Raw genomic sequence first — 14,674 nt, 5'->3', positions numbered from 1 at the left:
TTTACCTGATTCATGGATAAACCATCGAACAAGAATAATTAAGGAACAAGTATTAATCATTAAAATCAAAAGTAATGAAAACTTTATTTGCGAACAACGAAACAAAAAATTTTGATTCTTTCTCTTTCGACGTGTTAACTGCTGAAGAACTTTCTTTAGTAAAAGGTGGGAAAGTTGCAGATTCATATGCTGATCTGAACTAATTTCTTCCAGATTAAATCATTCATTTTTTATTATCATTCGATTGCTTGTAGTCCAAATTTTTCTTTTGGATCAAAACAGCAGGAGACTGAACACTTTTATAACGCCATTTCAGGCCTTATAATACTCTAAGAAACAACAAAATGATACGCAAATCAGAATATTTTGAACAGACAGACAAGTACCTTAACTCGGAATTAACGCTACCGGAGTTAAAAGAATTTGAAATCCAACTGGAGATCGATTCGGACTTGAATGAAGAAGTAAATCTTCATCTGGATGTGGAACAGGCCATGTGCGAACAGGACGTTATCAGTCTACGCAACACGCTGAACCAAATCGTTCAAAATCAGGCTGAAAGTGCATCTATTGAAAATATTAGCGTTTTTGATTCTTTCAGCTTTGGATTAACTGAAGAATTTTCATCACAAAAAAGCAGTAATGCTCAATTCAATCCAGATGATATTTTCAACTTCGGACATTCTTTCCCAAAGATTCATCTTTATCAACACCAAATTGCCGGAAAGGAAAATATCCATCAGTTCTATAAAGAACAATTTGACACAAATTCTGTAAGTAACGAAGAATCAGGATTTAGTCCATTCGAAGAAGAACTGTTCGATGACATCCAGAATGCACTGGAAGAACATGACATATTTGATTTAAGGGCTAATTTAATGCAGGTTGCTCAAAGTATCCCGGCTCACCAATATTCAGTTGAAGAGATCGAAGATTACATCTATAACCAGATGGATTCGGAGCTTAAAATTCAATTTGAAGAAGAATTGGCAATCAATTCTGACCTGGCCAGCGAAGTAAGCCTAATCAAGGAAATTGACCATGCAGCAGCTGAAAGCGACATCATCAACCTAAGAGCTTCTTTAAACAAAATACAAAGATCTGAATTTCAGTCATCTGCAAATATAAAAGAACTCGAAAGCTACATCCACAGTGAGCTTTCCAATGAAGAACTGGCTTCGTTTGAAGCTGAATTAACATCGAATCAGAAATTGATGGATGAGATCGAGTTAATCAAAAACATCGATCTGGCACTATCCGAAACCGATGTCATGCAGTTGAGAAACAATCTTCAAAACATTGCAGGTGAAATAGCAGCAAACAAACAAACAGAGCGATCATTCTCCGGAAAATTTAAAGCCAAACGTATCCTCGTATCAACAGTTGCTGCATCTATTATACTTTTATTGGGTATTACCGGAATTTTGTCCAGACAATCGTCCCAGGAAGATATCTATCAGAAATTCTACAACAAATATGAAGCTACAGGTATCGTTCGTTCTGCAAACTTAACTGCAAACCAAACGCTTACAAAAGCTTTGCAAAAATTTGAAAATCAAGACTATAATGCAGCCCTGGATCTTTTCAGCGAGGTGATAAGCAAAGATCAAAACAATATGGTTGGGCATTTTTACTCAGGGATCTCGCTTCAGGAAACCGGCAAATACCAAAATGCAATCAAAGAGTACGAAACTGTAATTGTTGACAAAGACAACCTTTTTACCGAACAGGCCGAGTGGTATATCGGGCTTTGTTACCTGCAAACCAATGAAAACAAAAAAGCATACAAACAATTTAAGAAAATAGCTAAAAACGAAGGATTCTACCAGCAAAAGGCTCAATCAATCCTTGGTAAAATAAAATATTCAGAATAATATATTCTTAGTTCGTTCGCAATCTTGTTCTTTATATGTTTTAATGATTAATACTTGTTCCTTTATTATCAATTGTTCTTAAAATCTTGTTGTTGTTCGGGTCTTCGGTTAATACTTGTTCCTTAATTGTTCTTGTTCAAACCAGGTATTCACGAAATCCAAACCAGTTTTTAATAGTTCTTAAAAATAGTTAATGTTGTTCGCCCGGCTTAGGCCTTCGATTGGTACTTGTTCCTTAATTGTTCATGTTCAACCAGGTACTTGCTCGAAACCATTCCGGTTTTAAAAGTTAATTGAATCACATATTACCCTCATAACAAGCTCGATTTTTATCGGGCTTTACGTGTTTATTAGAATCTGAGGAAAAAATTCTAATAATCAACAAGCAGAATATAAGCAACTTAAACAAATTCAATAAAAAAATTTCATTTTTTTTCTAAATACTGGGGTTACCTTTTGCCTGATTCAGGGATAAACCATCGAACAAGAATAATTAAGGAACAAGTATTAATCATTAAAATCAAAAGTAATGAAAACTTTATTTGCGAACAACGAAACAAAAAATTTTGATTCTTTCTCTTTCGACGTGTTAACTGCTGAAGAACTTTCTTTAGTAAAAGGTGGGAAAGTTGCAGATTCATATGCTGATCTGAACTAATTTCTTCCAGATTAAATCATTCATTTTTTATTATCATTCGATTGCTTGTAGTCCAAATTTTTCTTTTGGATCAAAACAGCAGGAGACTGAACACTTTTATAACGCCATTTCAGGCCTTATAATACTCTAAGAAACAACAAAATGATACGCAAATCAGAATATTTTGAACAGACAGACAAGTACCTTAACTCGGAATTAACGCTACCGGAGTTAAAAGAATTTGAAATCCAACTGGAGATCGATTCGGACTTGAATGAAGAAGTAAATCTTCATCTGGATGTGGAACAGGCCATGTGCGAACAGGACGTTATCAGTCTACGCAACACGCTGAACCAAATCGTTCAAAATCAGGCTGAAAGTGCATCTATTGAAAATATTAGCGTTTTTGATTCTTTCAGCTTTGGATTAACTGAAGAATTTTCATCACAAAAAAGCAGTAATGCTCAATTCAATCCAGATGATATTTTCAACTTCGGACATTCTTTCCCAAAGATTCATCTTTATCAACACCAAATTGCCGGAAAGGAAAATATCCATCAGTTCTATAAAGAACAATTTGACACAAATTCTGTAAGTAACGAAGAATCAGGATTTAGTCCATTCGAAGAAGAACTGTTCGATGACATCCAGAATGCACTGGAAGAACATGACATATTTGATTTAAGGGCTAATTTAATGCAGGTTGCTCAAAGTATCCCGGCTCACCAATATTCAGTTGAAGAGATCGAAGATTACATCTATAACCAGATGGATTCGGAGCTTAAAATTCAATTTGAAGAAGAATTGGCAATCAATTCTGACCTGGCCAGCGAAGTAAGCCTAATCAAGGAAATTGACCATGCAGCAGCTGAAAGCGACATCATCAACCTAAGAGCTTCTTTAAACAAAATACAAAGATCTGAATTTCAGTCATCTGCAAATATAAAAGAACTCGAAAGCTACATCCACAGTGAGCTTTCCAATGAAGAACTGGCTTCGTTTGAAGCTGAATTAACATCGAATCAGAAATTGATGGATGAGATCGAGTTAATCAAAAACATCGATCTGGCACTATCCGAAACCGATGTCATGCAGTTGAGAAACAATCTTCAAAACATTGCAGGTGAAATAGCAGCAAACAAACAAACAGAGCGATCATTCTCCGGAAAATTTAAAGCCAAACGTATCCTCGTATCAACAGTTGCTGCATCTATTATACTTTTATTGGGTATTACCGGAATTTTGTCCAGACAATCGTCCCAGGAAGATATCTATCAGAAATTCTACAACAAATATGAAGCTACAGGTATCGTTCGTTCTGCAAACTTAACTGCAAACCAAACGCTTACAAAAGCTTTGCAAAAATTTGAAAATCAAGACTATAATGCAGCCCTGGATCTTTTCAGCGAGGTGATAAGCAAAGATCAAAACAATATGGTTGGGCATTTTTACTCAGGGATCTCGCTTCAGGAAACCGGCAAATACCAAAATGCAATCAAAGAGTACGAAACTGTAATTGTTGACAAAGACAACCTTTTTACCGAACAGGCCGAGTGGTATATCGGGCTTTGTTACCTGCAAACCAATGAAAACAAAAAAGCATACAAACAATTTAAGAAAATAGCTAAAAACGAAGGATTCTACCAGCAAAAGGCTCAATCAATCCTTGGTAAAATAAAATATTCAGAATAATATATTCTTAGTTCGTTCGCAATCTTGTTCTTTATATGTTTTAATGATTAATACTTGTTCCTTTATTATCAATTGTTCTTAAAATCTTGTTGTTGTTCGGGTCTTCGGTTAATACTTGTTCCTTAATTGTTCTTGTTCAAACCAGGTATTCACGAAATCCAAACCAGTTTTTAATAGTTCTTAAAAATAGTTAATGTTGTTCGCCCGGCTTAGGCCTTCGATTGGTACTTGTTCCTTAATTGTTCATGTTCAACCAGGTACTTGCTCGAAACCATTCCGGTTTTAAAAGTTAATTGAATCACATATTACCCTCATAACAAGCTCGATTTTTATCGGGCTTTACGTGTTTATTAGAATCTGTAAAATACATCATTTGACTTTTCAATTTCATCAAAGTCAATTATAAATCATTCAAAAAAGAAAATTTATCTCCTTCTCAAGTGATATATTCTGTTCTGATTTTTTCCTACATTTACAACTAACTAACAAGATCATAAACTTATGAACCCTTCGAATCCTTCTTCAATAGGCTTTAAAATCCGCACGACTCATCTAACAAGTAATGCATTAGATTCAAACCTAAATAATCGACATAAATATTAACTAACGAAAATGAGCTTATGGAAAATGTAAATCAAAAAAGACTATTTATTGCAGCTTGTCTGGCGCTATTAGTTACAGCAATTACTTTTGCTATCAGGGCTAAAATTGAGGGCGTTTTTTCAACTGACTATGGCTTAACTAAAGAGCAAATTGGCTATGCATTTGGACCGGCTTTCTGGGGATTTGCTGTTGCCATGTTTGCTGGTGGTTTTATTATTGACCTTGTAAAAACCAAAACAATAATTAGGATGGCTTTTGGAATGCACTTAATTGGAATTGTGCTTTTACTGTTAGCTAAAGACATGACTTCATTATTTATTGCAAATGTTTTTATTGGTTTCGGAAATGGTAGTGTTGAAGCTGCATGCAATCCGCTTATTGCCACTTTATTTCCCAATAACAAAACAAAAATGCTAAATCGGTTTCATGTTTGGTTTCCTGGCGGAATTGTAATTGGAGGAATACTGGCTTGGCTAGTTATGGATACACTCAACCTTCGCTGGGAGATATTGGTAAGCCTTTTATTCATTCCATTGGCAATATACGGGTTTCTATTTTGGGGACAGAAAATTCCGGAAACAGAACGTGTTTCGAGTGGTGTAAGCTACAAAGAGATGATGAGGAATGTTGGTGCCCCATTTACAATAATTGCAACCGTGATAGTAATGATCTTGATTGCATCTGTTCCATCATTAAGCTTAAATTTCGACAGTATTTATCCTTATATCGCCGTTGGCATTATTTTGATTTTGGTCCTTATTGAAGGAAGAGCAATCAATAAAATCAGTTTATTATTTCCTTTGGTGCTGTTTTGTATGTTGTTAACCGCCTCCACCGAGTTGGGGACAACACAATGGATTAATGCACTACTGGAGACCAACGGAATCAATCCAATGATTATACTGGTTGTTGTAACAGGAATTATGGCCATTGGGCGTTATTTCGCCGGAGGTCTGATACACCGTTTAAATCCAACAGGAGTTTTACTGGGATCATCAGTGATCGCTACTGTAGGTTTATGGTTGCTCAGTATTTCCAATGGTGCTGCTATGACCTTACTTTCAGCAGCAGTGTTTGCCGTTGGTGTCTGTTATTTCTGGCCAACTATGATTGGCGTAGCGTCGGAGTATGTGCCCAAAAGTGGCGCATTGGGAATGTCAATTTTGGGTGGGGCCGGCTTTGTTGCCACCTCCATGGTTTTACCAATTATGGGAAAATCAATCGAAACATCAGGTCCTCAAACCACTTTAAGAAACATGTCCATCTTACCCGTTATTTTGATTATTGCTTTTATTGGACTTTCAATAATTATTAAAAAGAAATTCCCTAAAACAAAATAAACTTCCGATAGATAGAATAAATTAAAAGAAAAGGATGTCAGGCTGACATCCTTTTCTTTTAAAACAAACATCGATTGAATATTTGTGTTTATCAGAAAAAAACAAGATAAATGCCTAATTTTGCTTTACCAAATTAAAAAAAATACAACATAAAAATACATATAATGAAACCAACTCTTTTAATTCTTGCGGCTGGTATGGGTAGTCGTTTTGGCGGACTAAAACAAATAGAACCTGTTGGCCCAAATGGTGAAACAATTTTGGAATATTCAGTTTATGATGCGATCAGAGCTGGCTTTGGCAAAGTAGTCTTTGTTATTCGTGAAAGTTTTGCAGAAAGTTTTAAAACCCGCTTTGAATCCAAGCTTGCAGGTAAAATTGAAATCAGCTATGTATATCAGGAAACCAATATGCTCCCTGAAGGATTTCAGTTGCCTGAGGGACGTGAAAAACCTTGGGGAACTGGCCATGCTGTGTTGATGGCAAAAGATGCTATTAGCGAACCGTTTGCCGTGATAAATGCCGATGATTTTTATGGAGCTGAAGCATACCGGGTCATTGCTGAATATTTGACACAAGCAATTACTCCAGAAAAATATGCAATGGTAGGTTACCGTTTAAACAATACCTTATCTGAATTTGGATCCGTTTCAAGGGGAATCTGTGTAACTGACGAGAATAATCGATTAACTAAAATCACAGAGACGCATAAAATAAGACCTGAAGGAGGCGAAATACTCTGCGAATCGGAGGAGAATAAAACGATTAAATTAACCGGACATGAAACCGTATCGATGAATTTCTGGGGATTTCATCCTTCGATCTTTGAAAACATAGAAACCCAATTCATTGACTTCTTAACAAACCATATTAATCAGCCTAAATCGGAATTCTACATCCCTTTTGTTGTTTTCGAAATGATTAAAACCGGACTGATTAGCGTTGAAGTTTTACATGCAGATTCTCCCTGGTTTGGAGTTACTTATCAGGAAGATAAACCATTTGTGATTGAACAAATACAAAATTTGACTGATCGGGGAATCTATCCCGCGAAACTTTGGTAATCAACGTCCGCTATCAGGTAAAGTTCTTTACCTGATAGCGGATGAAAAAGTCAGTGATTCGCCGCCAAACTACCAGATTCTAAATTCCTTTTTGCTATTTCAATATCACCTTTTCGCATTTCACTCGTTGCCCGATGAATGTGGCCGCATTTTTTTCGAAAATTTCAACATTCTCAGTAGTGTAATATTTTACGATTCCTGATTTCGAGCATCTTTGATCCATTTCAGGATGACGACTTAAGTATTCTACCAACTTGCTGCTCACAACCTTGCCCTGTTCTAAAAGTTGAATATCTTCAGGAACAAACTTCTGAATAACAGGCAATAATAAAGGATAATGCGTGCAACCCAAAATAATTGAATCAATCTCAGGATCAGCCAACAATAAATTATTAATATTCTTCGAAACAAAGTATTCGGTTCCCGGTGAATCGATCTCATTATTTTCGACCAAAGGAACCCATATTGGACAAGCTTCTTGGGTCGTTTTCACAACTTTCCCGTTGGCCCATTTCTCCAGCTCTATTGGGTAAGAGTTCGAAAGCACTGTTCCGGTGGTTCCCAGTATCCCTACATGCCCATTCCGGGTAAAATCACCTATCGCCTCAACAGCGGGGCGAATAACGCCTAAAACCCTCAGGTTTGGATCCATCTGAGGCAGATCATTCATCTGAATATTCCGGAGCGCTTTGGCAGATGCAGTATTGCACGCCAGAATAACCAAGGGGCATCCCATTTCAAAAAGTTTGGTCACTGCCTGTAATGTATATTCATATACAACCTCAAACGAACGCGAACCATATGGTGCCCGTGCATTATCGCCCAAATAAATGAAATCGTATTCGGGTATAACGTTGATGAATTCTTTCAGGATGGTTAATCCGCCATATCCTGAATCAAAAACTCCGATGGGTTGAAATTGATGTGACATATCTCTGTGAGTTTGAACAAAATTAAAAAAGCCATCTGAAATCAGATGGCTTTTCTCAATATTTTAATTGATCCTATTATTGAATTCCCAATTTAGTCTTTACAAAAGGAAGAATATCAACACTTTCTTTTGAATTATAAAGAATTACCCGTGAACTCATGTCGAATACATAAACTAAACCTTTTTCGGCACCTACCTCCTTAATGGCTTTATCAGCCTTATCAAATACTGGTTTTAACAGTTCAGCCTGTTTAGTCTGGAGCTGCTGTTGTGCATTTTGTTGGTATGTCTGAATCCGTTCATTTTTAGCATTCAAATCATCTTCCTTCATTTTTCTCACGGTCTCCGACAAAGAATCTCTTTTTGCGGCATAATCCATGTATAGTGTTTGGAAATCCTTCTGCATAACACCAAGTGCATCTTCCAACTCCTTCTGATAGGCGGTAAATTGTTTCTCAGCAGTAGCTCTCTCTGGCATAATCTGTACAAGAGCCTGCAAATCGATATGACCAAATTTTGGAGCCTGAGCATTGGCAAAACCTGCTGAAAGCAACAGAATCCCTAAAACACAAATTTTGAAAACACTTTTCATACTTTTCTAGATTTAATTTATTTTGACAAATTTATAATATTAATTTTTATACCCAAGTTTGGTCAAAACCTGATCGGAAAGATCAAATTTTGGATTTGTATAGATTAATGTAAGTCCATTCGCTTTATCAAATATCACAGCATAACTTCCTTCAGTCGAGATTTCCTGAATCGCATTAAATATATCGTCCTGAATTGGCTTTACCAATCCCTTGCGCTTTTTAAACAAATCACCTTCCCTACCAAAGTATTTGCGCTGCAACTCTTTGTATTCCTTTTCTTTGGTGACAATCACATCTTCACGTTTACGTTTCATTTCATCCGAAAGCAACACACTTTCAGATTGAAAGTCCTTGTACATCTGTTCTAATTCGGCATGCATCGATTCCAGTTCCTTCTGATATTGCCCGGATAACTGATCCAACTGTTCCTGCGCTGCTTTATAAGACGGAATGTTTTCCAGAATGTATTCTGTATCAACGTAGGCAAATTTCTGTGCAAATGTAGTTACTGTTGCCAGTAATAAAATCCCTGTGATAATAACTAATTTCCTCATTGCGTTATGTTTTAAATTATTTCTTTAGAGGTTTAGCAAATTCCAGACCAAACTATTGAATTAAAATTGCTGACCAATTACGAAATGAAACTGACTTCCGGCGGCATCGCTTTGGCCAGGAACCTGATCGAAGCCATATCCCCAGTCGATACCCATTAAACCAAACATTGGTAAAAAGATCCGAACTCCTGCACCAGCCGAACGGTGAAGTTTGAAAGGGTTGTAATCGCTAAAATCGTTCCATGCATTACCAGCTTCAAGAAATCCGAGTACATAGATGGTTGAAGATGGTTTCAGGATAACCGGATACCTGAGTTCCATAGAAAGCTTATTGTAAATATTCGACCCTTGAGAACTACTCAGACTGTAATCTTTGTAACCACGAAGTGAAACAATGTCGCTTCCGTAAAGATTATATCCTGACATACCCGATCCTCCAACGCGAAATCCTTCAAAAGGTGACTGCCTGTATTTGTTATAATGGCCCAAGAAACCATATTCAAATTTGGTATGTAAAACTAAATTCGTGTTTTTCGATAGTGGTGAATACCAATCGCCTTTAAACATCCATTTATGATATTCAATCCATTTATATCGTTCCGACAATCCCACTTTACTGTAATCGACTCCATTAAGAAGCGAGTACGGTGGAGTCAATTGAAGAGATAAAGTAAAGCTCGATCCTCTACGGGTATACAATGGATTATCCATCGAATTCCGGCCAAATGCCGTTTTAAAACTGAAATTATTAAAACCTCCATTTCCTGTTCCAGAGCCATCGTTCAGAAAATAATAATACCCGGCCATATTCTGCAACTGATAGTGCTGAAATGAAACCTCGTGGTACATGGTAAAATAATCATCGGGCCAACGTAAACGATAACCATATCCCATTGATACAGCAGAAGTTATTTGGATTTGATCATTAGCCGATGATTGATCAGTATAGGTATAATTCGTGCCATAATCGTAAGAGCTACCGTAACCTCCATAGCCATACCCATAAGGTGAATAACCACCATAACTACTACCATAACCGCCGTAACCTCCATAACCGCCACCATAACCACCATAACTACTGTATGGATCGTTATACATGCTACTGTATGAATTATTTGCCGAATAATTTACTTTAGAGTGAGAAAACGAAAGCGTAAACGAATTAGGTTTCCTGCCTCCAAACCAAGGTTCAGTAAAAGTAAAACTATACGATTTATAAAACTTTCCACTTGTTTGTGCCCTGAGGCTTAATGCCTGCCCGTCACCGGTCGGTAGCGGTCTCCAAGCTTCTTTATTCAAAATGTTTCGAACAGAAAAATTCGAGAATTTCAGACCAATGGTTCCGACAAACATATTTGCACCCCAACCTCCTGAAAGCTCAATCTGATCGTTCGCTTTTTCGACCAATTCGTAATTTATATCCACAGTCCCGTTTTCAGGATGAGGTCTCACGTCAGGATTAATCGCTTCAGGATCGAAATGACCTAGCTGAGATAACTCCCTTACAGTACGAATAATATCGGCTTTGCTAAAAAGATCACCTGGCAAAGTTCTGAGCTCGCGACGTGCTACATGTTCATTTGTTTTGGTATTCCCGGAGATAATAATTTTATCGATTGTAGCCTGACGCCCTTCCTGTATGCGCATTTCAAGATCAATAGAATCTGCATCCACACGTGTTTCCATGGGCGTGAGGTTAAAGAATAAATAGCCATGATCTAAATAATCACTACTTACAGCATCTTCATCGTCTTTCGTCCGTTTATCCAATAACTTCTGATCAAAAACATCTCCTTTTTTAATTCCAAGTCGGGCTGACAAATATTCACTTGGATATATTGTATTCCCAACCCATTTAATATCGCGGAAAAAGTACTTATTACCTTCCTCAATCCAGAGGTCTAAACGAACCTTGTCGTTATCGAGTTTTGTGATTGAATCTTTGGTTACAGTGGCATCACGATAACCTTTTTCATTATACTTTTTAATCAGGTTTATTTTATCCTCATCATATTTTTCTGTCAGAAATTTCTTAGAGCTAAAAAAGTTCTTGATCTTTTTTGCCTTAGTCTTTTTCATCGATTTCTCGAGCATACCCGATTTAAGGTTTTCGTTTCCGTGAAAGACAATTTCACTAACTTTTACTTTTTCCTTTTTATCGACATTAATATCAAGAATAACACTATTGGTTTGTGTGGTATCGTCACGTTGAAGAACATTAACGGTCGTATTCAAAAATCCTTTATCAAGAAAAATATTCTTGATAATTTTTTCAGCTGTACGTAACTGATTATCGGTAACCTGACTGCCTTTTAGAAGTAAAACTTTCTTGGTAATATCGTCCTTTTCCGACTTTGAAACACCACTAAAATTCACATCGGCAAGTCGTGGACGTTCCTGCAAATTAATACGAAGCCAAATATTATCACCTACAATTTTGTCAGCAGTAATCTTTACATCAGAGAACAAACCATGATTCCAGAGTTTCTTGATTGCATTAGTTACTGCATCACCTGGAACTGTAATTTTGTCGCCAATGGCAAGTCCTGAAATCTGTAATAATACCTGTGTATCCAGGTATCGTATTCCCCGAACATCTAAACCACTAATTACATATTCCTTTGGACTCGAATAATAGATGGAAAAGTTTGTGCTGTCACTTTCAGCTTCTTGGGAAAATACTTTTACGCTGATTAACAGCAGAACAATAAACAGTTTTATTTTATGCATTCTATTTCGTTATTGATATTAACTTATAAGTTGTTGGCCCGTTTTACCAAACCGTCTTTCTCTATTCTGAAAATCAAAAATGGCTTCAAATAAATCTTCTTTTCGAAAATCGGGCCATAATTTAGGCGTAAAATATAATTCGCTGTATGCAATTTGCCACAATAAGAAATTGCTTATTCTGCATTCGCCGCTTGTTCGAATTAATAATTCAGGATCGGGCATTTCAGAAGTATTAAGATAGCATTCCATGAGGCTATTATCGATTTCTGAAGGTTGAATTTTCCCAAGTTTTACTTGTTCTGCGATTTGCCTGACCGCCTCAATGATTTCCCATTTCGAACTATAACTGATTGCAATTACAAGAGTTAAACCAGTGCAAGATTTCAATTTATCTATCGACCACAAAAATTTTTCCTGAACATTTATAGGCAAACTGGAAATGTCGCCAATGGCACGAAGTCGAACATTATTTTTCAATAATTCATCGGTTTCTTCAGAAATCGCCTGAACAAATAATCCCATCAAAGCATCAACTTCCTCTTTTGGACGAGACCAATTCTCGGTAGAGAAAGCATATAGTGTTAAATATTCAACGCCTATTTCTCCGGCACCTTCAACAACTGAACGCACTGCATCAACACCGTGTTCGTGGCCGAAGGTTCGTTCATTGCCAAATTGAGCAGCCCAACGACCGTTTCCATCCATAATGATGGCAACATGTTTTGGTACTTTATCCTTTATCAGTTTATCTTTAAATGACATTTCCTATCGTTTAAACAATCTCATCCAAATTTTTCCGGAGCCAAAAATACTCTAAAATAATTGGTTTACTCCCTTCTATTTTTATTCTTAATTCCCCAATCTATCATGTTACGTTCTTTTACGGTCCTCAATTCCCAATTCTGATTTCCGTAAATTAATTTATAGACCAGATGAATACCCATATATGCTGTCCAGTCATTGTTATGAAGCTGATCGGTATATTTAATTTGAATATTGTCTGCATTAACATAATTCAGTGGATCATCCAGATTATCTAACTTGTCTGAGAGCGATTTTCGCAAACCGCCTTCGAATCCAATTCCCCATCTTTTGCTTAGATTATATTTGACACCAAGGCCAAACGGGATGGTTGGAGCTAATTCTGAACCATCATTGATCCCATTAACGGTTTGAATGCTGTATTTAAATGTCTGTATTCCAATTCCACCATAAATAAAGGTCGACCAGGGAGTTTCTTTATCGCCAACAATATATTTAAGGTAATTCCATTCAAAGTTCAATGAAATATCAAGTACATTCTTGCTAAAACTCCAAAAAAGATCTGTTGGATCAGGATTATAAAGCTGATAATCATATTCGCCTTCGGCTCCAATCGTTCCATTAATTACATTAAACCGTAATGCGTACCTCGGATTAAAATTGTATCTGACAAAACCGCCATATGCTGGATTAATGGATTTCTGGAAATCAACCTTTGTCATGTCACCCAAATAGGTACCTCCTCCTCCGAAAACACCGATATCAACACTTGGTTGCGCAAGTGCCTTAATTGCCAGAAATCCTATAAGAAAAATTACAAATAATTGCTTCATCGAAATACATTTTTGAAAGGGGTTTCCACTCTATAAATCATTCAGGCACTATCATTTAGACTCTGAACATAACACCTTCCAAGTGCTACAAAAGTAATACAATTCTGATATATCCATGCCTGATGCATATTATAAAACCCAAATAAAGATTAAAAATTGTTAAGTTGAGCAGAAATCAATTCCGTTTATCCACGCCCCACATGAGCTTATTACGAAGCGTTGAGAAGAAGCTGTGATCCTTGAGTCTGATAGTCTTGACTTTAAAGGGAGCCTTCCGAATTAGAAGAGATTCGGTAAAATATATAGGTTCTGACTTGGAGTCAATCGATGCAAGAAAATGAAGGCCACGACCTTCAACCTTTAAAGTGATGGAATGGTGATCGGGAACAACCATTGGCCTGACGGTTAAATTATGCGGAGCAATTGGGCTTATCACAAAATTCTCAGAATCTGGTGTCAGAATAGGACCACCTACACTCAATGAATAAGCCGTGGAACCTGTTGGCGTAGCAATAATTAGTCCATCAGCCCAATACGTATTCAAGAATTCGTCATTCATGTAGGTATGAATATTGATCATCGATGAAGAATCGAGCTTGGTAACTGCTATTTCGTTCAAGGCATATTGAAAAACAGACTGTTTGTTGGATACAATTTCCAGTTCAAGTACGGTGCGTTCATCAATTAAAATATCTCCTGCCAATATATCACTCACCGCGCTATCAATCTCATCTCTTGAAATATCAGAAAGGAAACCCAATCTGCCGGAATTAATACCCACCAACGGTATTGAACCGTTTTTAGCGACCAAAAAAGATTTCAAAAATGTACCGTCGCCACCCAAACTGAACATATAACTAATATCGTCAGGTAAATCGTTGCTATCATCAAACTGGCCAGTAACTTCAGGATAAATTCCACAGTCCATGTGTAAGTATTCCAGAAATGGCCGATAAATAAAACTTTCAATCTGCTTTTCTTTCAACAAAAAGAATAGTCCCAACAATTCCTCAAAAAATTCAGGATTAACTGTCTGTCCGTATAGTGCTATCTTCATGAAT

At 36.8% G+C, this 14,674-nt stretch carries 13 protein-coding genes; 6 read left to right on the top strand and 7 right to left on the bottom strand.

Annotation, left to right across the window (positions count from 1 at the left end):
* Positions 1-74 precede the first annotated feature (74 nt).
* The 6 genes from AQPE_RS19335 to AQPE_RS19310 all read left to right on the top strand — a co-directional run bounded on the left by AQPE_RS19335 (position 75) and on the right by AQPE_RS19310 (position 7,210).
* On the top strand, positions 75-203 hold the full coding sequence (locus AQPE_RS19335; RefSeq protein WP_318348139.1) for a hypothetical protein: 129 nt from the start codon (positions 75-77) through the stop codon (positions 201-203).
* A 141-nt stretch (positions 204-344) separates the two neighbouring features.
* Positions 345-1,874, top strand: a complete 1,530-nt coding sequence (locus AQPE_RS19330) for a tetratricopeptide repeat protein (protein WP_318348138.1) — start codon at positions 345-347, stop codon at positions 1,872-1,874.
* Positions 1,875-2,403: 529 nt separating this feature from the next.
* Positions 2,404-2,532, top strand: coding sequence for a hypothetical protein (locus AQPE_RS19325; protein WP_318348139.1), 129 nt, complete (start codon positions 2,404-2,406; stop codon positions 2,530-2,532).
* A gap of 141 nt (positions 2,533-2,673) precedes the next feature.
* Entirely contained in the window at positions 2,674-4,203 is a 1,530-nt protein-coding gene (locus AQPE_RS19320; RefSeq protein ID WP_318348138.1) for a tetratricopeptide repeat protein, read from the top strand.
* A gap of 620 nt (positions 4,204-4,823) precedes the next feature.
* Positions 4,824-6,146: an MFS transporter gene (locus AQPE_RS19315; RefSeq protein ID WP_318348137.1), complete on the top strand. Its 1,323-nt coding sequence runs from the start codon at positions 4,824-4,826 to the stop codon at positions 6,144-6,146.
* Between the two features lie 164 nt (positions 6,147-6,310).
* Entirely contained in the window at positions 6,311-7,210 is a 900-nt protein-coding gene (locus tag AQPE_RS19310) for a nucleotidyltransferase family protein (protein WP_318348136.1), read from the top strand.
* Positions 7,211-7,304: 94 nt separating this feature from the next.
* Here the strand turns inward: AQPE_RS19310 and murI are convergent, their stop codons facing one another.
* The 7 genes from murI to AQPE_RS19275 form a co-directional block, all read right to left on the bottom strand.
* Positions 7,305-8,141, bottom strand: a complete 837-nt coding sequence (murI, locus tag AQPE_RS19305; protein ID WP_318348135.1) for a glutamate racemase — start codon at positions 8,139-8,141, stop codon at positions 7,305-7,307.
* A 76-nt stretch (positions 8,142-8,217) separates the two neighbouring features.
* Positions 8,218-8,733, bottom strand: coding sequence for an OmpH family outer membrane protein (locus AQPE_RS19300; RefSeq protein WP_318348134.1), 516 nt, complete (start codon positions 8,731-8,733; stop codon positions 8,218-8,220).
* A gap of 39 nt (positions 8,734-8,772) precedes the next feature.
* Complete coding sequence (locus AQPE_RS19295; RefSeq protein WP_318348133.1) at positions 8,773-9,288, bottom strand: OmpH family outer membrane protein; 516 nt, start codon at positions 9,286-9,288, stop codon at positions 8,773-8,775.
* 60 nt (positions 9,289-9,348) lie between these two features.
* Positions 9,349-12,018 (bottom strand): outer membrane protein assembly factor BamA, encoded by a 2,670-nt coding sequence (gene bamA, locus AQPE_RS19290; RefSeq protein WP_318348132.1) that lies wholly within the window; start codon positions 12,016-12,018, stop codon positions 9,349-9,351.
* An 18-nt stretch (positions 12,019-12,036) separates the two neighbouring features.
* Positions 12,037-12,780, bottom strand: coding sequence for an isoprenyl transferase (locus AQPE_RS19285; RefSeq protein WP_318348131.1), 744 nt, complete (start codon positions 12,778-12,780; stop codon positions 12,037-12,039).
* Positions 12,781-12,845: 65 nt separating this feature from the next.
* Positions 12,846-13,613, bottom strand: coding sequence for a type IX secretion system protein PorG (gene porG, locus AQPE_RS19280; protein ID WP_318348130.1), 768 nt, complete (start codon positions 13,611-13,613; stop codon positions 12,846-12,848).
* Positions 13,614-13,788: 175 nt separating this feature from the next.
* The gene (locus AQPE_RS19275; protein WP_318348129.1) at positions 13,789-14,670 is read right to left on the bottom strand and encodes an NAD kinase; all 882 of its coding nucleotides are present in this window, start codon (positions 14,668-14,670) and stop codon (positions 13,789-13,791) included.
* Positions 14,671-14,674 lie beyond the last annotated feature (4 nt).

The sequence above is a fragment of the Aquipluma nitroreducens genome, assembly GCF_009689585.1.
GTDB classification, from domain to species: Bacteria; Bacteroidota; Bacteroidia; order Bacteroidales; family Prolixibacteraceae; genus Aquipluma; species Aquipluma nitroreducens.
Note: the sequence above shows the minus strand (reverse complement) of the source record. Positions and strands in the feature narration are given on the sequence as shown.